General features: G+C 59.9%; 20 protein-coding genes. 12 read left to right on the top strand and 8 right to left on the bottom strand.

Features of this window, described 5'->3' with window-relative positions; all coding sequences use genetic code 11:
- Window positions 1–6: 6 nt before the first annotated feature.
- From A6U87_RS24105 to A6U87_RS24095, 3 genes are all read right to left on the bottom strand, one after another.
- Window positions 7–1,314: a M23 family metallopeptidase gene (locus tag A6U87_RS24105; protein WP_065693854.1), complete on the bottom strand. Its 1,308-nt coding sequence runs from the start codon at window positions 1,312–1,314 to the stop codon at window positions 7–9.
- 86 nt (window positions 1,315–1,400) lie between these two features.
- Window positions 1,401–2,222, bottom strand: a complete 822-nt coding sequence (locus tag A6U87_RS24100) for a ferritin-like domain-containing protein (protein ID WP_065693853.1) — start codon at window positions 2,220–2,222, stop codon at window positions 1,401–1,403.
- The gene (locus tag A6U87_RS24095; RefSeq protein WP_065693852.1) at window positions 2,219–2,692 is read right to left on the bottom strand and encodes a peroxiredoxin; all 474 of its coding nucleotides are present in this window, start codon (window positions 2,690–2,692) and stop codon (window positions 2,219–2,221) included. The genes A6U87_RS24100 and A6U87_RS24095 overlap by 4 nt, the downstream gene beginning before the upstream one ends.
- A gap of 118 nt (window positions 2,693–2,810) precedes the next feature.
- Between A6U87_RS24095 and A6U87_RS24090 the strand changes: the two genes are divergently transcribed.
- Complete coding sequence (locus A6U87_RS24090; protein ID WP_065693851.1) at window positions 2,811–6,203, top strand: DUF3971 domain-containing protein; 3,393 nt, start codon at window positions 2,811–2,813, stop codon at window positions 6,201–6,203.
- Between the two features lie 49 nt (window positions 6,204–6,252).
- On the opposite strand, the gene tyrS is transcribed toward A6U87_RS24090, so the two are convergent.
- Window positions 6,253–7,509, bottom strand: coding sequence for a tyrosine--tRNA ligase (gene tyrS, locus A6U87_RS24085; protein WP_065693850.1), 1,257 nt, complete (start codon window positions 7,507–7,509; stop codon window positions 6,253–6,255).
- 116 nt (window positions 7,510–7,625) lie between these two features.
- Here tyrS and A6U87_RS24080 point away from each other — a divergent pair, with 116 nt between their 5' ends.
- On the top strand, window positions 7,626–8,744 hold the full coding sequence (locus A6U87_RS24080; RefSeq protein WP_065693849.1) for an anhydro-N-acetylmuramic acid kinase: 1,119 nt from the start codon (window positions 7,626–7,628) through the stop codon (window positions 8,742–8,744).
- Between the two features lie 73 nt (window positions 8,745–8,817).
- Here A6U87_RS24080 and A6U87_RS24075 read toward each other — a convergent pair whose 3' ends face one another.
- Window positions 8,818–9,495: an alpha/beta hydrolase gene (locus tag A6U87_RS24075; RefSeq protein ID WP_065693848.1), complete on the bottom strand. Its 678-nt coding sequence runs from the start codon at window positions 9,493–9,495 to the stop codon at window positions 8,818–8,820.
- A 203-nt stretch (window positions 9,496–9,698) separates the two neighbouring features.
- Between A6U87_RS24075 and A6U87_RS24070 the strand changes: the two genes are divergently transcribed.
- The 9 genes from A6U87_RS24070 to A6U87_RS24030 all read left to right on the top strand — a co-directional run bounded on the left by A6U87_RS24070 (window position 9,699) and on the right by A6U87_RS24030 (window position 17,637).
- Window positions 9,699–10,865 carry a cysteine desulfurase family protein gene (locus A6U87_RS24070; protein ID WP_065693847.1) on the top strand — a complete coding sequence of 389 codons (1,167 nt, stop codon included), beginning with the start codon at window positions 9,699–9,701 and terminating at the stop codon, window positions 10,863–10,865.
- Between the two features lie 143 nt (window positions 10,866–11,008).
- On the top strand, window positions 11,009–12,478 hold the full coding sequence (sufB, locus tag A6U87_RS24065) for a Fe-S cluster assembly protein SufB (RefSeq protein WP_065693846.1): 1,470 nt from the start codon (window positions 11,009–11,011) through the stop codon (window positions 12,476–12,478).
- Complete coding sequence (locus A6U87_RS29980; protein WP_065693845.1) at window positions 12,478–12,714, top strand: hypothetical protein; 237 nt, start codon at window positions 12,478–12,480, stop codon at window positions 12,712–12,714. Before sufB ends, A6U87_RS29980 begins: the two co-directional genes overlap by 1 nt.
- Window positions 12,715–12,719: 5 nt before the next feature.
- Window positions 12,720–13,475, top strand: coding sequence for a Fe-S cluster assembly ATPase SufC (sufC, locus tag A6U87_RS24055; protein WP_065693844.1), 756 nt, complete (start codon window positions 12,720–12,722; stop codon window positions 13,473–13,475).
- 23 nt (window positions 13,476–13,498) lie between these two features.
- Complete coding sequence (gene sufD, locus A6U87_RS24050; protein WP_065693843.1) at window positions 13,499–14,773, top strand: Fe-S cluster assembly protein SufD; 1,275 nt, start codon at window positions 13,499–13,501, stop codon at window positions 14,771–14,773.
- A gap of 12 nt (window positions 14,774–14,785) precedes the next feature.
- Entirely contained in the window at window positions 14,786–16,027 is a 1,242-nt protein-coding gene (locus A6U87_RS24045) for a cysteine desulfurase (RefSeq protein WP_065694093.1), read from the top strand.
- A gap of 11 nt (window positions 16,028–16,038) precedes the next feature.
- Entirely contained in the window at window positions 16,039–16,419 is a 381-nt protein-coding gene (locus tag A6U87_RS24040) for an SUF system Fe-S cluster assembly protein (protein ID WP_065693842.1), read from the top strand.
- A gap of 76 nt (window positions 16,420–16,495) precedes the next feature.
- Window positions 16,496–16,888 (top strand): Fe-S cluster assembly scaffold SufA, encoded by a 393-nt coding sequence (gene sufA, locus A6U87_RS24035; protein WP_065693841.1) that lies wholly within the window; start codon window positions 16,496–16,498, stop codon window positions 16,886–16,888.
- A 131-nt stretch (window positions 16,889–17,019) separates the two neighbouring features.
- On the top strand, window positions 17,020–17,637 hold the full coding sequence (locus tag A6U87_RS24030; RefSeq protein ID WP_065693840.1) for a LysE family translocator: 618 nt from the start codon (window positions 17,020–17,022) through the stop codon (window positions 17,635–17,637).
- 9 nt (window positions 17,638–17,646) lie between these two features.
- On the opposite strand, the gene A6U87_RS24025 is transcribed toward A6U87_RS24030, so the two are convergent.
- Window positions 17,647–17,994, bottom strand: coding sequence for an acyl carrier protein (locus tag A6U87_RS24025; protein WP_065693839.1), 348 nt, complete (start codon window positions 17,992–17,994; stop codon window positions 17,647–17,649).
- A 133-nt stretch (window positions 17,995–18,127) separates the two neighbouring features.
- Window positions 18,128–18,433: a flagellar basal body protein gene (locus tag A6U87_RS24020; protein WP_065693838.1), complete on the bottom strand. Its 306-nt coding sequence runs from the start codon at window positions 18,431–18,433 to the stop codon at window positions 18,128–18,130.
- Window positions 18,434–18,770: 337 nt separating this feature from the next.
- On the opposite strand from A6U87_RS24020, the gene A6U87_RS24015 reads away from it, so the two are divergent.
- Entirely contained in the window at window positions 18,771–19,616 is an 846-nt protein-coding gene (locus tag A6U87_RS24015) for a class I SAM-dependent methyltransferase (RefSeq protein ID WP_065694092.1), read from the top strand.
- Window positions 19,617–19,639: 23 nt separating this feature from the next.
- Here the strand turns inward: A6U87_RS24015 and A6U87_RS24010 are convergent, their stop codons facing one another.
- The gene (locus tag A6U87_RS24010; protein WP_141684044.1) at window positions 19,640–20,023 is read right to left on the bottom strand and encodes a hypothetical protein; all 384 of its coding nucleotides are present in this window, start codon (window positions 20,021–20,023) and stop codon (window positions 19,640–19,642) included.
- Window positions 20,024–20,396 lie beyond the last annotated feature (373 nt).

Genomic DNA, 20,396 nt, shown 5'->3' with positions numbered 1-20,396 from the left:
AATTGGTTATTTTATATAGCTGGCAAGTTTCATGCCGGCGTTCATGAAGTATATGGGATCGACGGCACGACCGTCCTGGCGAACTTCATAGTGCAGATGGGTGCCGGTCGAACGGCCGGTACTGCCGGCAAGGCCGATGACATCCGAGCGGTCCACGGTATCGCCGATCTTGACCAAAATTTCCGACATATGACCGTATCGGGTGGAGATGCCGTTGCCGTGGTCGACCTCGACCATGTTTCCGTAGCCGCCGGTCCAACCCGCGGCGATCACCTTGCCTGGAGCGCTCGGACGAACCTTTTCACCCGGCGCAAACCGAAAATCGATGCCGGAGTGCAAGGCGAGGCGCCCAATGAAGGGATCGCGCCTGTTGCCGAAGGGGCTGGTGATCTCCTTGCCGATCGCCGGATTGCTGAACGGCAGCGACGTGGCGGTGCTGCGCATGGTTTCGAGGCGGGTCAGGGCACCGTCGAGTTGTGCCAGCGAATTGTCGAAATCGTCGTCGCTCTCCGGCGCGACATAGGGGCCTCCGACCGCCGAGTCATCCTGCTTCGCAAGGCTGGCGGTTTCAGCTGGAACCGGAATACCGAAGCGGGTCAGGACACGAGAGATCGCATTGGCCGCGTCGCCGGCATTAGCGGTCAACTGCTCGACCCGATCGCGCTGCTGTTGTTCGATCCCTTTCAGCGAGAGTGTCATCTTGGAGAAGACACGGTCGGCACGGTCGCCCATGGTTTCGCGCGCCGGAACATAGGCAAGTGTGGTGTTGTCAGGCACAACGTCCGTAGGTTCGCCATTGCCGGCCAACTGGCTTTCGATTGCCTGTGCAGCACCCGAAAGCGCTGCGCGCTTGTCCTTGGGGTCAGGCGCATAAGATTGCGCTGGGATCGCACCCTTTTCGCTCAGACCGGAGCTTTCTGCCCGATCGAACAGCGAGCCCAGCTTGCCGTGACGCGACGTTAGCGCCATCTGCTGTTCGAGCAGTTTGTCGACCTTGTCTTCTACGACCTGTTGATCGAGTAGTTGGCGCGACGTGACGCGATCGACCTGGGCACGCAGGGAGGCGATCCGGTCTTCGTAATCATGCTGCATGCGCGCCTGGCGCGCCATCGTCGCTCCGATAAGGTCATCACGCAGAACCAGGTATGATGTCGCAAGCAGGTAGCCGATCGCGAATACGCCGATGAAGCAGAAGGCAAGCCCTGCCATCCAGGGCCTTACGGTGAGGTGCCGAACTCGGTCGCCGCTCGCGAGGATCAGGATATGTTCCTGTTTTCGCTTGCCGAATACGCGACTTTGCTGTGCGTGCGTCACGGAGAATCTCCCAGTTGACGGTCCGTGCCTCAATTGGTTCGACTACACACTGTTAAGGTTAATAAATGCCTTATTTTTACCCGCAATCACGCGTGACTGGTCGAGGTGAGCGATCGATAAAATGAAGGCGTCAGCCCCGCTTCTGCCCGGGCGATGTCATTGAACGGGGGCTTCAGCGGACCGCGGAAATTAGCGCGGACGAGATCGTGGAAGGTCTTCGACGGATCGCGCTTTTCTCGCGCGCACAGGAAGCGAAACCATTTGGCGCCGATCGCGACGTGGCCTTTTTCGTCGTTGTAGATCACATCCAGAACGGCGGCGCTTTCTAGGTCTCCCGTCTCGCGCATCTTGGCCTGCAGGGAGGGCGTTACGTCCAACCCGCGTGCTTCCAGGATGAGCGGTACGACGGCCAAGCGCGCCGTCAAGTCGTTGCGGGTCGCGTGCGCGGCCTGCCATAAGCCATCATGGGCCGGCACGTCACCATAGTCCGCAGCAAGGTCGTTCAGCCGCGCACGCACCATTCTGAAATGCTTGGCCTCTTCGTAGGCGACCTGCATCCACCCGTCGAAGAACGAGTGTGGCACCGGCTCGGTGGCAAATCTGGCAACGATATCAAGCGCGAGGTCGATGGCGTTAAGCTCGATATGCGCGATGGCGTGGAGGAGCGCGATCCGGCCCTTGAGTGTGTGAATGGATCGCTTCTTGACCTGCGTAGGCGGCGTGAGTACCGGCTTGTCCGGCCGTCCCGGTCGGTCGGGCAGGGCGGCATCAAGCGGAGACCGCAGGGACAGCCTGCGGGCGAACCAGCGCGTTGCCGTCTCTTGTGCCAGCTGCGTCTTGTGATCGAGATCGGGAGAGCGGATGGCGAGGATCGCGCCGCCGCGAAGCGAAGGAATTGCGGTGTTCATCCGGCAAGGCTCTTAACCGCCGCCAGAACGGCTTCTGCGTGTCCCGGAACCTTGACCTTTTGCCAGATGGTGGCGATCGTTCCGTCTGCGCGGATCAGGAAGGTGGTGCGCTCCACGCCCATGAAAATGCGGCCGTACATGCTTTTCTTTTTCCAGACGCCGTAGGCTTCGAGGGTGGTCTTCTCTTCGTCGGCAGCGAGAATGACAGACAGGTTGTGCTTCTTGATGAAGCGATCGTGGCACTGGGCGGAATCAGGCGACATTCCGACAATTGTGGCGCCGGCTTTTGCGAACTGCTCCGCGAGTGCCGTGAAGGCAATCGATTCGGCGGTGCAACCCGACGTGTCATCTTTCGGGTAAAAGAAAAGAACCAGCGGTTTTCCTTTGAAATCGGAGAGCTTTATGCGTCCGCCGCCGTCACGAGGGAGATCGAATTCAGGCGCGCTTGAACCGATACCGAGATCCGCCATGGGGAAACCTTTCTTTTGCCGGGTTTATGGATGACAGGTGATTTGCCAGATATATATTGGACGAACATGCGTCCAGCCAGTCTGGTCCAATCACAAGCTATGGAGTTAGGCGAGGCGCATGTCGGCGATCCGCGGCGAGAAGATTACATTTCGCAAAAAAGATATCGTCGCACTGCACGAACTTCCCTCCGCGCGGGCCGAAGATCCAATCATCGTGCACTGCCCGACGGAGCGCTCCCGTATGCGCCGCACGACGGGCATGGCCGGTGCCTGCCTCGGTGTGCTTATCTTCATTCTCGGCGCAATATTCTTCACGGTCGAAAGCGGCGTCTTCGATGAACCGCTATCGCGGCAAGCGCAGATCGCCCTGAACTCGGCAATCGGCCCGCGCTATCGCGCCGAAGTCGGCTCGACGGTCGTTCGCTTCACGTCAGGCATGCGGCTGGCGCTAGAGGCCCGCAACGTCAACATGATCGATGAGCAAAGCGGCCAGCATCTTTCGACGACAGGCGCGATGCGGATGGCGCTCGACCCGTTGCAGCTTCTTCGTGGACGCATTGCCATCGCGCAGGTGGAGGCGGACGATATCGTGCTGGACACGGCGCTTCTGCCGTCCGGCAAGCCGCTCAAACTGGAAGATCTTCGCATTGACGAGATTCCTTCGGCAATGGAAGCCGCTTTCGATCAGCTCGACGTCATAGACAGCTTTGTCGAGCGCGGTGGTACGCGCTCCGTGAAGCTCGAGGGGATCAACATCAAGCTCGCCGACACGGCAAACGGACCATTGGCCATCGCGGTCGATAGCCTTGTATTCTCCCGTAACAAGCAGGGTGCGCTGCAGCTCGACGGTGAGATCGCAATCAACGGTAAGAAAGCGACCCTGGCCGTTGAGACCAACAAATCCGATGGCCGTACCTCCAGCCTGACGGGGAAGGTTACCAACGCCGATCTCGCGCCATTCACGCTGAAGCGCAATTCTCTCGGCCAGATCCGGCAGGGTATCGACGGGTTTGCCGATCTTTCGGTTTCGGCTGTTCGAAACGCTGAGAGCTCGAAGCCGTCGCTCACAGCGGCCATCGATCTCAAGCCGGGCCAGCTCTATATGGATGGTGACGATCAGGAGCTCAGCGGCGGTCGCATCAATCTTACCTACGACTTCGATAAGCAGACGTTGGAAATCGCGCATTCTCAGGTGCAGTTCGGAGGGACTACGGTTCCGCTCAACGGCGCCTTGATCGACCTCGACAAGATCGACCCTGCCGCCGGCAAGGGCTTCGGGATCGATCTTCTGGTGAGCGGCGGGACGGCGGCGCCTGTCGCTTCCGGCGAACAACCGCTCGCTTTCGACATACAGGCAACCGGCCGATACTTTGTGGCTACCAAAGAGCTGCAATTTCCCCACATGACAGCATCTAGCCCGGCTGGCTCGCTCTACGGCTCATTGCATGTACGCTTCAGCGACGTGTCACCGGAGATCAGTTTCGTCGGCCAGTCGCAGCAGCTGCAAACGACGGCCGTCAAGCAGCTGTGGCCTTTCTGGATGGCGCCGAAGGCGCGTGACTGGGTGCAGCGCAATCTGTTCGGCGGTACGGTCACCGATGCGTCGATTTCCGTTTTCATCCCCTTTGGCCGTCTGGATGCAGCCATCGGCAAGGGATTGAAACTGGATGAAAAGCAGATCCAGGTTGCCTTCGACATCGCCGGAACACGCATGAACGTGACCGGAGACATCCCGCCGATCCGCGACACCGTCGCTCATTTCGATCTGGCCGGACCGAGGGCCACGATCTCTATCAAGAGCGGCAAGTCGTTCTTCCCATCCGGGCGTTCCGTTGATGTGGGTGAGGGAACTTTCATTCTTCCGTCGACCTATGACAAGCCGCTGATGGCCGAGATCAATCTCCCCGTATCAGGCGCGGCCGACGCTATCGGCGAGCTTCTGACCTACAAGCCTATCCAGGTCCTGCAGCGCGCCGGCTTTGTGCCTGAGGACCTCAAGGGCAAGGTCTCGGCGACCGTCCAGGCCCGGATTGGATTGATATCCTCGCAAAATCCGCCACCGGCAGTATGGAAGGCATCGCTGCAACTGCAGAACGTCGACGTCATGAAGCCGATATCAGGCAGGAAGATCACTAGCCTTGATGGCGTGCTGACTGCCGATCCGAAGCAGGTGAGCTTGGTTGGAAAGGGGAATGTCGACGGCGTGCCGGCGAGTATCGATTTGACCGAACCAACCGACAAATCATCCGATGTCCAGCAGCAGCGGATCATTACGGCGACGCTGAATAACGACCAGCGGGAGAAGATGCTTCCTGGCGTCTCGGATATTATCGACGGCAGCATCACCGTTGAACTCAGCCGGATCGATAGTGACCGGCAGGCTGTGACGATGGACCTTTCGAAGGCGCGCCTGGATCTGCCCTGGATCGGCTGGTCGAAAGGAAGTGGTATCGGCGCGAACGCTACCTTCGAGGTGTCCGGGCCCGACGACAACCTGCAGATCAAGAACTTTTCCCTGAAGGGGGATGGGTTCGGCGCCAACGGTGCGCTCGTTGTCAACAAGGGCAATCTTGTCAAAGCGGACTTCGACAGCGTCAGGCTGTCGTCGCTCGACGATTTTGCCGTTTCCCTGAAGCGCTCCAAGGGAAGCGTGGATGTTGTCGTGTCCGGCAACAGCGCGGATTTGCGCCCGATCATCGCCCGGCTGAAATCCGGAAGCCGCGACGGCACCGACGACAAGGGCAGTACAGCAGTCTCGCTGCGCGCCAACCTCGATGCCGTCGTCGGTTTCAACGATGAGAAGCTCCGGAGTGTGCAGGGAACGTACTCCGCCCAAGGCAGTCGTGTTCAATCGCTCAATCTTTCCGGCGTGACCAACAGTGGCGAGGCCGTGGTCGCCAAGACCCGTGATGGCGGCGTGATCAATGTCACCAGCGGAGACGCGGGTGCCGTTTCCCGCTTTGCCGACCTTTATCAGCATATGAAGGGCGGCCTGCTGAACGTGGCGATCCGGCTCGGTGCCGGCAGCGACTGGGCGGGCTCCGTCGACGTCAGGCGCTTTTCGCTCGTCAACGAACAGCGCCTGCATTCGATCGTCTCAACGCCCGTCGGGCAGGAGCAGCGAAGCCTGAACTCCGCCGTGAAGCGGGACATCGATACGACGGCCCAGCGCTTCCAGCGCGGTTTCGCACGTGTCTTTTCCCAGGACGGTGTTGTCAGAGTTGAGAACGGTGTTGCGCGTGGTGATCAGGTGGGCGCGGTGTTTCAGGGGACGCTTCGCGATCAGCGGGGTAACATGGACATGACGGGGACGTTCATGCCTGCCTACGGTCTCAACCGCCTGTTTGCGGAACTGCCGCTGATCGGTATCATTCTCGGAAACGGGACGGATCGCGGCTTGATCGGCATCACCTTCAAGCTGACGGGAAAGCTGGAAGCGCCCAACCTCGTCGTCAATCCGCTGTCGATCATCGCCCCCGGCGTGTTCCGCAACATCTTCGAGTTTCAATGAAAAAAGCCGGCGCAAAGGCCGGCTTTCTCTATTGTTTAGATTCGAGTTCTTAGGCCGCGCGGCGGATGAGAATGTGCTTCTTCTTGCCGAGCGAGAGCTTGATGACTCCGTCTGACGTCATCTCGCCGCTGCCAATCAGCTTGCGTTCGTCGCTGACAGCCTGGTCGTTGATGCGAACGGCTCCGCCCTGGACGTGACGGCGGGCTTCGCCGTTCGAAGTGGCAAGGCCGGCGCGAACAATGAGCGACAGCAGGCCGATACCGGCGTCGAGCTCGGAAGCGGGAACCTCGACCGACGGAAGATTGTCGGCAAGCGCGCCTTCCTCGAACGTCTTACGGGCGGTTTCCGCAGCTTCTTCTGCAGCCTTGCGGCCGTGGAGAATGGCGGTCACTTCCGTTGCGAGGATCTTCTTGACCTCGTTGATCTCGGAGCCGGCGAGGGCCGACAGCCGCGCAACCTCATCCATCGGCAGCGTCGTGTAGAGCTTCAGGAAGCGGGACACGTCGGCATCTTCGGTGTTGCGCCAATACTGCCAGAAATCATAGGCAGACAGCATGTCCGCGTTCAGCCAGACGGCGCCGGTCGCGGACTTGCCCATCTTCGCCCCGGAGGCGGTCGTCAGAAGCGGCGAAGTGAGTGCGTAGAGCTGCCCGGTCCCCATGCGGTGACCGAGGTCGATGCCGTTGACGATGTTGCCCCACTGGTCCGAACCGCCCATCTGCAGCCGGCAGCCGTAGCGCTTCGCCAGTTCGACGAAATCGTAGGCCTGCAGGATCATGTAGTTGAATTCGAGGAACGACAGCGACTGCTCGCGATCGAGACGCGTCTTGACGCTGTCGAAGGCCAGCATGCGGTTGACCGAGAAATGGCGGCCGACGTCGCGCAGGAATTCCAGGTAGTTGATCGAACGCAGCCATTCGGCGTTGTTGATCATCAGCGCGTCCTTCGGACCTTCGCCGTAATTGAGGTAGTTCGAGAACACCTGCTTGATCGACGCGATGTTGCTTTCGATCGTGTCGATAGTCATCAGTTGGCGCGCTTCGTCCTTGAACGAGGGGTCGCCGACCATGCCGGTTCCGCCGCCCATGAGCGAGATCGCGCGGTGGCCGGTTGCCTGCAGCCAGTGCAGCATCATGATCTGAATGAGCGAACCGGCATGCAGCGAGGGCGCAGTCGGGTCGAAGCCGATATAGGCCGTCACGGTTTCCTTGGCGAAGAGGGCGTCGAGGCCGGATTCATCGGAGATCTGATGAATGAAGCCACGCTCTTTCAGCGTGCGGAGGAAATCGGATTTGAACTCGGACATGACCTTTTGCTTTCGGATCAGGATTTGCGGATTGGCTATTGTTGAAGTGAAGCGGCGCGTTTAGCACTGTTTTGCGGATCAGTCACCATTTGGTGCAAATCTTCCAGCGAGGGACAATGGGGAACATACGCACAGCCATCGGTCTGATGAGCGGGACGTCGATGGACGGCATCGATGTGGCGTTGCTGCGCACCGATGGAGAGGCGATCATCGAACGCGGCCCCTTTCTCGGCGTTGCCTACGATGCGCCGTTCAGGGACCGCTTGAAGCTGGCGCTGGAGCAGGCGAAGACGATCACGCAACGAGATCAGCGCCCGGGGGAATTGGCCGCGATCGAACGCGAACTTACGTTACGTCATGTATCTGCCGTTAGGGAATTTCTCGATGTGAACGGTATCGATGTAAGCGTCGTCGATGTCGTGGGTTTCCATGGCCAGACCGTCCTGCACCGACCCGACGAGGCGCTCACCGTGCAGATCGGTGACGGGGCATTGCTGGCGCGTGAGACCGGTATCGCTGTTGCCTATGACCTGCGTGCCAACGACATGGTACACGGCGGCCAGGGGGCGCCGCTGGTGCCTGTCTATCACGCCGCACTGGCTCGCAACGTCAGGAATGCGACGCTGCCCGTCTGCTTCGTCAATATTGGCGGTATCTCCAACCTGACCTACATCGGCGCCGATGGTTTGATCGTCGGCTACGACAGCGGTCCCGGCAATACACTGATCGACCAGTGGGTCGAATCCCAGGCCGGCATTCCCTTCGACCAGGGCGGCATGATCGCATCTGAAGGCAGGGTGATCGATGATCTGGCGAATCGCTACCTCGACAGCCCGTTTTTCACGGCAACGAAACGCCGCTCGCTGGACCGCAACGATTTTCCACCTTTGGCGGGCTCGGACGCTGAGCTTGCGGACGGTGCCCGCACGCTTGCCCATGTGGCGGCAGCATCTGTGATCAAGTCTGCGGGTCACTTGCCAGTGGCGCCGACACTCTATGTGATCTGCGGCGGCGGCCGCCTCAACAGGATCCTGATGCAGGATTTGCGCGATCTTGCTCGTGGCCAGAATGCCGACGTGATTTCCGCTGAACAGGCGGGATTTGACGGCGATGCGATGGAAGCCGAAGCGTGGGCCTATCTGGCTGTTCGCTCGCTGGATGGATTGCCGCTGACATTTCCCGGCACGACGGGGGTGCGTGAGCCGGTCACCGGCGGGATTGTGATCCGGCCGTAGTTCACGGCAACCACAAACGAAAATCGGCACGCGGGGCCGCGTGCCGATCAACAATCACAGTTTTTTCGTACGATCAGCGAATACGCTTTGCCGCCGGCTCCGGCACGAGTTCGCCGTTGAGGCGACGGTCGAGGTAGTCCTCGCACTCGCTCATCAGCGTTTCGACCTGGCCGTTGAAGAAGTGGTTGGCGCCCGGCACCGTGCGATGGGTGATCAGGATACCCTTCTGGGTCTTCAACTTCTCGACCAGACCGTTCACGTCCTTCTCAGGCGCAACCTTGTCGGCGTCGCCATTGATGATCAGGCCGGACGACGGGCAGGGTGCCAGAAAGGAGAAGTCGTAGGTGTTCGGCTGCGGCGCGATCGACATGAAGCCTTCGATCTCGGGGCGGCGCATCAGGAGCTGCATGCCGATCCAGGAGCCAAAGGAATAGCCGGCGACCCAGCACGTCTTCGAATCAGGATGCAGGCTCTGGACCCAGTCGAGCGCGGATGCCGCATCCGAAAGCTCGCCGGCGCCGTGGTCGAACTCGCCCTGGCTGCGGCCGATTCCCCGGAAATTGAAGCGCAATGTCGTGAAGCCGCGCTTCTGGAACATGTAGAAGAGCTGGTAGACGATCTGGTTGTTCATCGTGCCGCCGAACTGGGGGTGCGGGTGCAGAATGAGGGCGATCGGTGCGCTTTTTTCCTTGGAGGGCTGGTAGCGGCCTTCGAGGCGGCCTGCTGGGCCGTTGAAAATGACTTCGGGCATCGGTACTCCGGCGTTTATTTCTTAACGTTCTGGCTGCGCAGACTTGACGGACGTTGTCAGCTTTTCTAAAACGCAGTTTAGAACAATTCGAAACTTGCATGGCGATCCACGCATTGTGGATGTGTCATAAGGCAAGCCCGGCTGACTTTTCAAGGAAAATGAGCCGAGGCGGCACGCAAGCATCTAGCGCAGGACGAAAGATCATGGCGTCGGCACGCCTTTATCTCGATTGGAACGCGACATCGCCGCTGCATCCAGCAGCGCGTGAAGCGCTTCTGCGCGCATTGGACCTGTTCGGCAATCCGAACTCCGTACATAGCGAAGGCCGTGCCGTGCGTGCGGCCATCGAGGGCGCGCGTCGGCAGGTAGCTGCGCTGACGGGGGCAGATCCCGCGCACGTCATCTTCACGAGCGGTGCGACCGAAGCCGCCAACATGGTGCTGACGCCGGATTTCCGGATGGGGCGCACGCCGCTTTCCATCGGCCAGCTTTATTATTCCGCGATCGAGCATCCCGCGGTGCGCGAGGGTGGACGGTTTGCCAAGACCGACACGACCGAAATCCCCGTGGCCTCCGGTGGCGTCGTCGACCTCGACGCGTTGCGCGCGTTGCTTGAAGCGCATGATAAGACCTCTGGCCTGCCGATGGTCGCGATCATGCTTGTCAACAACGAGACGGGCATAGTCCAACCGATCAAGGAAGCGGCGGAGATCGTGCACGCGAGTGGCGGTTTGCTCGTTGTCGACGCTGTGCAGGCGGCTGGCCGTCTTGCGCTCGATATCAACGAACTCGGCGCGGACTTCATGATCGTCTCGTCGCATAAGATCGGCGGTCCCAAGGGCGCAGGCGCGCTTGTCACCCGCGGTGAGGTTCTGATGCCTCGTCCGCTCATTCATGGCGGCGGCCAGGAAAAGGGTCACCGTTCGGGGACAGAGAACTCGCTGGCGGTGATCGGATTTGGTGCGGCCGCGCAGGCTGCTGTCGCGGAGTTCGATGCACGGAACCAAGCCGTCGCGCAATTGCGCGATCGGCTGGAAAACGAAATGCGGGCCGCAGCGCCAGACGTCGTCATCTACGGGGCGGACGGCTCGCGCGTCTCCAACACCACATTTTTCACCCTGCCAGGCCTGAAGGCAGAGACCGGACAGATCGCATTCGATCTCGAAGGGGTCGCACTTTCGGCAGGTTCGGCCTGCTCGTCCGGAAAGGTCGGAGAGAGCCACGTTCTGACTGCGATGGGCCGCGATCCGAAGCTTGGCGCGCTGCGCATTTCACTCGGCTTTTCGACCACGCAAGACGACATCGACAAGGCGGTCGCCGCCTTCGCGAAAATAGCCGCCCGGCGCCGGTCAGCCGGCGAGGCGGCGTGACTGCTTCATAAATTTGCGGAAACGCAAATTTCCGCTTGCCATTCGGGCTGAAAAAGCCCTTTTGGCCACCTACATACGGGGCAAACGACATTGCCCGAACGACAAGCTGCCGGACCTTTTCTCCGGCGAGATTGGAGAACGACATGCCAGCCGTCCAGGAAACGGTTGATCGCGTCCGCGAAATCGACGTCGATCAGTACAAATACGGTTTCGAGACCATCATCGAAATGGACAAGGCGCCCAAGGGCCTGTCCGAAGACATCATCCGCTTCATCTCCGCCAAGAAGCAGGAGCCGGAATGGATGCTCGAATGGCGTCTTGAGGCCTACAAGCGCTGGCTGACGCTGGAAGAGCCTACCTGGGCTCGCGTCGATTATCCGAAGATCGATTTCAACGACATCTATTACTATGCCGCGCCGAAGAGCACGCCGGGCCCGAAGTCGCTGGATGAGGTCGATCCTGAAATTCTCAAGGTCTATGAGAAGCTCGGCATTCCGCTGAAGGAACAGGAAATCCTGGCCGGCGTCGAAAAGCCGAAGATCGCCGTCGACGCCGTCTTCGACTCCGTTTCCGTCGTCACGACCTTCAAGGAAGAGCTGAAGAAGGTCGGCGTGATCTTCATGTCGATCTCCGAGGCCATCCGCGAACATCCCGAGCTGGTAAAGAAGTACCTCGGCACGGTCGTTCCGACGAGCGACAACTATTACGCGACGCTGAACTCGGCTGTCTTCACTGACGGCTCGTTCGTCTTCGTTCCCAAGGGCGTTCGCTGCCCGATGGAACTGTCCACCTACTTCCGTATCAACGAGAAGGGGACCGGTCAGTTCGAGCGCACGCTGATCATCGCGGAAGAAGGCGCCTACGTCTCTTACCTCGAAGGCTGCACTGCGCCGCAGCGCGACGAAAACCAGCTGCATGCTGCCGTGGTCGAGCTCGTTGCTCTCGATGACGCCGAGATCAAGTATTCGACGGTCCAGAATTGGTATCCGGGCGATGCCCAGGGCAAGGGCGGTATCTACAACTTCGTCACCAAGCGCGGCGATTGCCGTGGCGACCGTTCAAAGATCTCGTGGACGCAGGTCGAAACCGGCTCGGCGATCACCTGGAAGTATCCGTCCTGCATCCTGCGCGGCGACGACTCCAGGGGCGAGTTCTACTCGATCGCCGTTTCCAACGGCCATCAGCAGATCGACTCTGGCACGAAGATGATCCATCTCGGCAAGAACACGTCGAGCCGCATCGTCTCCAAGGGCATTGCGGCCGGTGTGTCGCAGAACACCTATCGCGGCCAAGTTTCGGCGCACCGGAAGGCGACCAACGCTCGCAACTTCACGCAGTGCGACTCGCTGCTCATCGGCGACAAGTGCGGCGCCCATACGGTGCCTTACATCGAGGCGAAGAATTCGACCGCGCAGTTCGAACACGAAGCGACGACCTCGAAGATTTCCGAGGACCAGCTGTTCTACTGCCTGCAGCGCGGCATCCCGACGGAAGCGGCGATCGCACTGATCGTCAACGGCTTCGTCAAGGAAGTCCTGCAGGAACTGCCGATGGAGTTTGCCGTCGAAGCGCAGAAGCTGATCAGCATCTCGCTGGAAGGCTCCGTGGGCTGATGAATGATGACAGGACCGCGATGACTGTCGGCATGAAGGCTATGGTAATGGCCATCTTTGTCTGCATCGTCGGTCTTGTCGTTGGACTTGCAGGCCTGCTCAGCGATTGGCCCTTGGCCAAATCAGTTGGAGCCGCTTCGCTTGCCGGTCTAGCTGCAATTTTCTGGGCTTCGTCAGGAGCTCGCAACGAGACGCTGAATCGCTTTCTGTATGGAAGCAGACAAATCAAGAGATAACGAAGATGCTTGAGATCAAGAACCTGCACGCCCGTATCGCCGAAGACGGCACTGAAATCATCCGCGGCCTGAACCTGACCGTGAAGGCTGGTGAAGTTGCTGCCATCATGGGCCCGAACGGCTCCGGCAAGTCGACGCTGTCCTACATCCTGTCGGGCCGCGAAGACTATGAAGTGACCGAAGGCGAAATTCTCTATAACGGCGAGAATATCCTCGAGCTCGATCCGGCCGAGCGCGCTTCCAAGGGCATCTTCCTTGCCTTCCAGTATCCGGTCGAGATTCCAGGTGTTGCCACCATGCAGTTCCTCAAGGTGGCCATGAACGAGCAGCGCAAGGCGCGCGGCGAAGAGGAGCTGAAGACGCCTGACTTCATGCGTCTGGTGAAGGATGCGGCAGCCAAGCTGCAGATCAACACCGACATGCTGAAGCGCCCGCTCAACGTCGGCTTCTCCGGCGGCGAGAAGAAGCGAGCCGAGATCCTGCAGATGGCGCTTCTCGAGCCGCAGCTTTGCATCCTCGATGAAACCGACAGCGGTCTCGACATCGATGCGCTCAAGATCGTTGCCGACGGCGTAAACGCGCTGCGTTCGCCCGATCGTGCCGTGATCGTCATCACCCACTACCAGCGCCTGCTCGACTACATCGTTCCTGATACCGTTCACGTGCTCTACAAGGGTCAGGTGATCAAGTCCGGCGACAAGACGCTTGCGCATGAACTCGAAGCCAATGGCTATGCCGACATCATCGGAGCGGCGGCCTGATCTAGGCGGAAAGGACTGGTCGCATGAACATGCAGACGACTAACCGCCAGACCGCCGCGGAAGCGGCGCTCATCGAGGCGTTCAACAACCAGATTGGCGAGCTGCCCGGTGACGGCGCGGTGATTGCGATCCGTGACCGGCTGCTTGACGATATCAAGAAGCTTGGCCTGCCGACCCGACGCATCGAGGCTTGGCACTACACCGATCTCAAGACGCTGCTGCGCGATGTTCCGGCGCAGGCGGGCGATTCCGGTTCCGACGCTCGCGATCCGCTGGTCGAGGGTTCTGAGGTTCTGGCCGTCATCCAGGGTCTCGCCGATCACAAGGCTCGCGTTGGCGATCTTCAGGTTTCGGCTTATGCCGCGCAGCTGTCGAACGGCACTGCTGCGAGCAGCCTCGGCGCGCTCGACAAGGACGACGCGGTCGGCCGGATCAACGGCAGCTTCGTGCGCGACGGTTACGTCATCGACGTGCCTGCCGAGACCGCGCTGGAAGAGCCGCTGGAGATCCAGTTCATTCATGCCGGTGGCCAGGCGCACACGCGGCTTCCTGTTACCTTCGGCGCGAACGTCAAGGCGACCGTGATCGAACGTCACCTCTCGGTGACACCGGATGCGGCGCTTGTGTCCCACGTCAGTGACATCTCCGTCGGAGAAGGCACGGAGCTTACCTGGATCATCGTACAGCAGCAGGGTGCTGACGATACGCATCTCGGGCAGATCCGCGTCGACCTCGGCGCTGATGCCAAGCTGAAGCTGTTCGTCATCAACGCCGGCGGCAAGCTGGTGCGCCAGGAACTTCACATCAAGGTTACGGGCGAGGGCGCCGATCTGACGCTTCGCGGCATCAATCTCCTGGGTGCCGATACGCATACCGACGTGACGATGGTGCTCGGCCATAACGTGCCGCACACGGGCTCTACGGAAGTGATCCGCAACGTCGTCTTCGATCGTGCCAAGGGCGTGTTCCAGGGCATGATCCGCGTTGCGCCCGATGCGCAGAAGACCGACGCGAAGATGGCGTGCAACACGCTTCTGATGTCCGACGACGCCGAATTTTCGGTGAAGCCGGAGCTCGAGATCTTCGCCGACGACGTACAGTGCGGCCACGGCGCGACGGTTGCCGATATTGATCACAACCATCTCTACTACCTGATGGCTCGCGGCATTCCGGAGAACAAGGCACGCGCCATGCTCGTCAACGCCTTCGTCGCCGAAATCGTCGAAGAGCTGGAAGATGAAGTGCTGGTCGAGGCGCTGGAAGGCGTCATCTCGACTTGGCTCGAAAAGCACGCCTGATCGGACCTGATGATGGACAAGATAGTTCCAGCCACCGCCTACGACGTCGAAGCCATTCGTAAGGATTTTCCGATCCTTGCGCGTGAGGTCTATGGCAAGCCGCTGGTCTATCTCGATAACGGCGCATCGGCCCAGAAGCCGCAGGTCGTCATCGACGCCATCAGCCACGCCTATTCCAGCGAATATGCCAATGTGCATCGCGGACTGCACTTTTTGTCGAATGCCGCAACGGAGGCCTACGAGGCAGCGCGCGAAAAGGTGCGCCGCTTCCTGAATGCGCCTTCGGTCGATGACATCGTCTTCACCAAGTCCTCGACCGAGGCGATCAATACGGTCGCCTATGGCTGGGGTATGCCGAATATCGGCGACGGCGACGAGATCGTCGTGTCGATCATGGAGCATCACTCCAACATCGTGCCGTGGCATTTCATCCGCGAGCGGCAGGGTGCCAAGCTGGTCTGGGTTCCCGTCGACGACGAGGGCGCGTTCCACATCGAGGAGTTCGAAAAGAGCCTCACCGAGCGCACCAAGCTCGTTGCCATTACGCATATGTCGAATGCGCTGGGTACCGTCGTTCCGGTGAAAGAGATTTGCCGGATCGCGCATGAGCGCGGCATTCCTGTCCTGGTCGACGGTTCGCAGGGCGCGGTGCACATGCCTGTCGACGTGCAGGATATCGATTGCGACTGGTACGTGATGACCGGCCACAAGCTCTATGGTCCCTCGGGGATCGGCGTGCTCTACGGCAAGAAGGATCGGCTGAAGGCGATGCGGCCGTTTCAGGGCGGCGGCGAGATGATCTTCGAGGTCACCGAGGAAACCGTTACCTACAACGACCCGCCACACCGCTTCGAGGCCGGAACGCCGCCGATCGTGCAAGCGATTGGGCTTGGCTATGCGCTCGACTACATGGATAAGGTCGGCCGCGAGGCGATCGCGCGGCATGAGGCGGATCTGGCAGCTTATGCCGCCGAGCGACTGCGTGACGTCAATTCGCTGCGTGTCATCGGCACGGCGCCGGGCAAGGGCGGGATCTTCTCGTTCGAGCTCGAGGGGCTCCACGCCCACGATGTATCCACCGTGATCGACCGACGTGGCGTCGCGGTTCGCGCCGGTACGCATTGCGCGATGCCGCTCTTGAAACGGTTCGGCGTCACCTCCACATGCCGGGCGTCTTTCGGCATGTACAATACACGCGCCGAGGTCGATGCCTTGGCCGATGCGCTGGAATATGCGCGCAAGTTTTTTGCTTAAGGAGTGTCCGCATGAGCCTGGACGAAAGCGAACAGAAGATCGACGTGCGCGAAGGCATCGTGCATTCCAGCATCCCTGCCGATGAGTTGGCGCGCCTCAGCGACGACGTCATCATGGCGCTGAAAACGGTCTATGACCCGGAAATTCCGGCCGACATCTTCGAGCTCGGGCTGATCTACAAGATCGACATCGAAGACGACCGCATGGTCAAGATCATGATGACGCTGACCGCGCCTGGCTGCCCTGTTGCCGGCGAGATGCCGGGGTGGGTCGAAAACGCGGTCGGTTCGGTCGAGGGTGTGTCGGGCGTCGAGGTCGAGATGACCTTCGATCCGCCGTGGACGCCGGACCGCATGTCCGAAGAGGCGCAGGTGGCGGTCGGCTGGTATTGAAGCCTTAAGCCGCCCGCTTTACATTAGGACTCGAAGCGCCGGATCTTGACCCCGGTTGCGGAAGGAGAATGAGCCGATGGGCTTTGCAGTGATGAGCATGACGGAAGGTGCTGCGGCACGCGTGAAGGTGATCGTCGAAAATTCCGGGCCGGACGCCAAGGGTGTTCGCGTTGGCATCAAGAAGGGCGGCTGCGCGGGGATGGAATATACCATCGACCTCGTGACCGAAGCCAATCCCAAGGACGACCTGATCGAGCGCGACGGCGCCAAGGTCTGGGTCGAACCCTCCGCTGTCCTCTACCTGCTAGGTACCGAAATGGGCTTTGAGCAGACGACGTTGCGCTCTGGTTTCACCTTCACCAATCCTAACCAGACATCCGCCTGCGGCTGCGGGGAATCCGTAGAGCTCAAGCCAGCCGACCTGGCAGCGCTTGCCGCGCGTGGCGATGCCGTGGTGCCGGCGCACTGATTGTCACATCTGCCGGTATTTTGTCGCAGGCCGCCGTTTCCGGCGGCCTTTTTCGTTGCGGCGGTTCGCCAGGCGGGTAGAGAGCTTGTAAGAGCCGCGGATGACGCCGGCGATAAGGAATCAATTGAAGAATGCTACTGCTGTTCCTGAAAGGCGCTCTGCTGGGTGTCATCATAACGGCGCCACTCGGGCCTATCGGAATGCTCTGTATCAACCGGACGCTGGAGCATGGCTTTCTGGCCGGGTTTTCCTGCGGACTGGGAACGGCGGTCGGGGATGCCAGCTATGCGCTTGTTGCCGTTACCGGGATCGCGGTCTTCGCGGAGACCATGTCGGCGGCAACGCTGCCGCTTGCGATTGGGGGCGGGGTGCTGCTGCTCTGGCTCGGCTATCGTGGCTTGACCCATGATCCGGTGCGGGCGGCCGACGTGCGCACCGGCGGGCTCATGGGTACGACGCTCGCGACGTTTCTGCTGACGATCTCCAACCCTGCGACCATTCTCTCATTCGGTGCACTGTTTGCCGGCTTTGGGCTCACGGAAGAGACGCGGCGCTTCAGCTCCGCCGTGATCGTTAGCGGCGTGTTTATTGGATCGCTTGCCTGGTGGTTATTCCTGAGCGGTACCGTCAATCTGGCGAGAAACCGGCTACCGCGAGATTTCACGAGCAAGGTCGTTCGTGGCACGAGCTATCTTTTGATTGGCTTCGGCGTTCTGGCGCTGTGTTCGGCTGCGTATTCGCTGCTTTAGGACGGGTGGTCACGCAAAGCCGATGGACAGCATCGTATCCGCGATCGACTCCTGCAGCGCGCCCGCGAGGACGAGTGTTCCGAACGCGACAATCTTTTGCAGGTGTCCGGGGGCTGTCTCGGCGCTTCTCAACTGGCGGATATTGAGTTCGATCGCGGCGATGGTCTCGAATGTCGGCTTCTTCAGGAGTTCATCGGGGAATTCGACTTCAAAGACTTCCTCCAGCCGCATCATGAGCTGAACGCAGGCGAATGAGGTGAGGCCGACATCGAAGAGATTTTGCGTCGTTGAGATCCCATCTGCGTCGACCGCGAGTTTTGCATGGCTCGCGAGAGCTTTGCGAATGTTCTTCTCCATGTGCCTTACCTCTTGATCAGCCAGTCTACTGTGAAACTACACATCCAGAACGCAGCCTAAGACTTACCTGGAAGTTCGTCTATGCGCGTTGTGCATTTGGAAGGCGGCTAGCACTCGGCAATTCGGCTTAGGCTCAATCGCGCTTGATACTCATCAGTACATCCCAAAGGTCTGCGCCGGTCTCGAAGACGACGGCATTTGCCTTGTAGCTCTGTTCGGCTTCGACCAGGTCCGTCATGTCAGCGACGGGATCGGCGTCGGCTGAAGCTGGGCTTACGGCAGCCTGAACGCCACCGGATCCGGTTGTGTACAAGCCGGCAGTCAGGCGGGCGTAGCCCGGCGTGCTACTGTTTGCGACATTGCTGGCTGCAACAGAAACCCTCGTGGTCTGGGCCAGCATTCCCGACAGAGCCGTATTCATGACGCCCGATATACTCACCGACAGTCTCCTCATATGTGATTGACGATTTTTAACAGCAAGCCATTAGAGAAAGCTGAAAGCAGGTCCTTGCCAAAGAATTAAGCGGGACCGATCGGCGGGCAGTTTGTGTCGTAGTGGCACGCTTCGCGGACTGGAGCAGCATGGACGCACAAGGCATGCTGAAAGCGCCATTCAGCGCCCATTCGGCGGACTACCGCGAGCCACTTTTCTTCTGGCGGGTGGCAGCGATAGCCTCGACGCTGTGATGGTCCGTATTTGATTGTAACTTAATCCAGACGGTTCATAGTGAAGCACCCGAAAGACCGGGAAGATCTGTATGGAAGGAGCGAAGGGCATGCCTGGGAACTTCGATGCGATCCGCGATCAGCAGCGTGACACATGGGACCGCTTTTCCGCCGGCTGGAAGAAATGGGACGAACTGGTTCTCGGTTGGCTGGCGCCGTTTGGTGATGCGATGCTGAGGCTCGCGAAATTGCGCGAGGATTCGCACGTGCTCGATGTTGCCGCCGGCACCGGCGAACCGGGGCTTACCGCAGCGGCGATTGTGCCGCGTGGAAAAGTGACGGTGACCGATCTCTCAGAACGTATGCTGGCGGTGGCGGCCGAGAATGCCACGCGCCGCGGCCTGACGAACTTCGAGACCAAGGTCTGCGATGCCGGTGCGCTGCCTTTCGCCGATGCCTCCTTCGACACCGTCCTGTGCCGCTTCGGCTTCATGTTCTTTCCCGATGTCGCACTTGCCGCCCGGGAATTCGCACGCGTGTCAAAGCCAGGTGCACGTGTTTGCGCAGCCGTCTGGAGTGGGCCTGACAAGAACCCCTGGGCAACGACAATCATGTCGACGATCGCGCGGCACGTGGACATGCCGACGCTGCCCCCGGGATCACCGGGGCTCTTCCGCTGCGCTCAGGCAGGCATGATGCGCCATGCCTTCGAAGAGGCCGGTCTAAAGGATCTGCGCGAAGAGGACGTTTCCTCCATGATGACCCACGCGTCGCCGGAGACATACTGGAATTTCATGACAGACATCGCGGCACCCGTCGTCGCGGGCCTCGCGAAGGCTGACGAGGCGACGCAAGCGAAGATCCGCGACGAGGTACTGTCCTTGGCCCGACAGGCGACGCAGGAAGGAAAAGTCCGACTGCGTTCGACGGCGACCATTATCGTTGGGACGAGGTAGCTCGGCGGCGTGGAGAGGTTAGCTTACCGAGCTATATTCTCGACGACTGGAAGCGCCGGAGTTAGTATTTCGATCACATCATCTACCAAGATGATGACAACGTGATGGACTTCGACATCGTCGCTTTTCCCGAGACCTTGCTCTCTGAACCAGCGAATAAATTCGGAGTCCGCTCCGCGGTAGAATGTTTTGCCGAGCTGGCTCGATGACGCAACATCCGAGAGAAGTTTAGGCGCGTCGCCTTCATCGATTTTTCGATAGGCATAGTAAGCATCGAACCGAACGTCGATGGCTTCATCTGCATTGAGGAGCGATAGCGTCAACACGCCACCTTTGTCCGATAACTCGTTTAGATCGAAAAGCTCGTTCGGTGTTTGACTGAGTAAGATGGGTTCATATGTCGTCATTGAGCAGCCCATGCGGAAGTTTACTCGTCGTGCGGATCACTTGCACATTCGTCCATCAGTGCTAGCACATCCTCCACCGAACGGTAGGGGTGACTGTGGGATAGGGAGCGAACGACTGCCTTCGTTAACGAATGAAATACGAGCGGGGCGGATCCAACTTTCGAGTGCGCCATAGCCGTGAACGTCAGCTGTCCACTGCGCGGCAATCCAATTGAGCATTGATGAACGCCTTCAACAATTGCCGGTGTATATTCCTGGGCGAAGCCGAACAGCGTGTCTCCCTCGCACCGGTTAAGCGACCCGCTCCACGCTAAAGAGGAGTTGCGGGAGGAAACAGGAACACGCCCCTGTAACAAGCCATCCGAGCTTTCTG

It is taken from the genome of Rhizobium sp. AC44/96 (genome assembly GCF_001692185.1).
GTDB lineage: Bacteria > Pseudomonadota > Alphaproteobacteria > Rhizobiales > Rhizobiaceae > Rhizobium.
Note: the sequence above shows the minus strand (reverse complement) of the source record. Positions and strands in the feature narration are given on the sequence as shown.

What these genes read in the sequence shown, in the direction of transcription:
- A6U87_RS24100 (WP_065693853.1), bottom strand. Translation starts at nt 2,222, where the DNA reads ATGAACACCGCAATTCCTTCGCTTCGCGGCGGCGCGATCCTCGCCATC.
- A6U87_RS24095 (WP_065693852.1), bottom strand. Translation starts at nt 2,692, where the DNA reads ATGGCGGATCTCGGTATCGGTTCAAGCGCGCCTGAATTCGATCTCCCT.
- A6U87_RS24090 (WP_065693851.1), top strand. Translation starts at nt 2,811, where the DNA reads ATGTCGGCGATCCGCGGCGAGAAGATTACATTTCGCAAAAAAGATATC.
- tyrS (WP_065693850.1), bottom strand. Translation starts at nt 7,509, where the DNA reads ATGTCCGAGTTCAAATCCGATTTCCTCCGCACGCTGAAAGAGCGTGGC.
- A6U87_RS24080 (WP_065693849.1), top strand. Translation starts at nt 7,626, where the DNA reads ATGGGGAACATACGCACAGCCATCGGTCTGATGAGCGGGACGTCGATG.
- A6U87_RS24075 (WP_065693848.1), bottom strand. Translation starts at nt 9,495, where the DNA reads ATGCCCGAAGTCATTTTCAACGGCCCAGCAGGCCGCCTCGAAGGCCGC.
- A6U87_RS24070 (WP_065693847.1), top strand. Translation starts at nt 9,699, where the DNA reads ATGGCGTCGGCACGCCTTTATCTCGATTGGAACGCGACATCGCCGCTG.
- sufB (WP_065693846.1), top strand. Translation starts at nt 11,009, where the DNA reads ATGCCAGCCGTCCAGGAAACGGTTGATCGCGTCCGCGAAATCGACGTC.
- A6U87_RS29980 (WP_065693845.1), top strand. Translation starts at nt 12,478, where the DNA reads ATGAATGATGACAGGACCGCGATGACTGTCGGCATGAAGGCTATGGTA.
- sufC (WP_065693844.1), top strand. Translation starts at nt 12,720, where the DNA reads ATGCTTGAGATCAAGAACCTGCACGCCCGTATCGCCGAAGACGGCACT.
- sufD (WP_065693843.1), top strand. Translation starts at nt 13,499, where the DNA reads ATGAACATGCAGACGACTAACCGCCAGACCGCCGCGGAAGCGGCGCTC.
- A6U87_RS24045 (WP_065694093.1), top strand. Translation starts at nt 14,786, where the DNA reads ATGGACAAGATAGTTCCAGCCACCGCCTACGACGTCGAAGCCATTCGT.
- A6U87_RS24040 (WP_065693842.1), top strand. Translation starts at nt 16,039, where the DNA reads ATGAGCCTGGACGAAAGCGAACAGAAGATCGACGTGCGCGAAGGCATC.
- sufA (WP_065693841.1), top strand. Translation starts at nt 16,496, where the DNA reads ATGGGCTTTGCAGTGATGAGCATGACGGAAGGTGCTGCGGCACGCGTG.
- A6U87_RS24030 (WP_065693840.1), top strand. Translation starts at nt 17,020, where the DNA reads ATGCTACTGCTGTTCCTGAAAGGCGCTCTGCTGGGTGTCATCATAACG.
- A6U87_RS24025 (WP_065693839.1), bottom strand. Translation starts at nt 17,994, where the DNA reads ATGGAGAAGAACATTCGCAAAGCTCTCGCGAGCCATGCAAAACTCGCG.
- A6U87_RS24015 (WP_065694092.1), top strand. Translation starts at nt 18,771, where the DNA reads ATGCCTGGGAACTTCGATGCGATCCGCGATCAGCAGCGTGACACATGG.
- A6U87_RS24010 (WP_141684044.1), bottom strand. Translation starts at nt 20,023, where the DNA reads ATGACGACATATGAACCCATCTTACTCAGTCAAACACCGAACGAGCTT.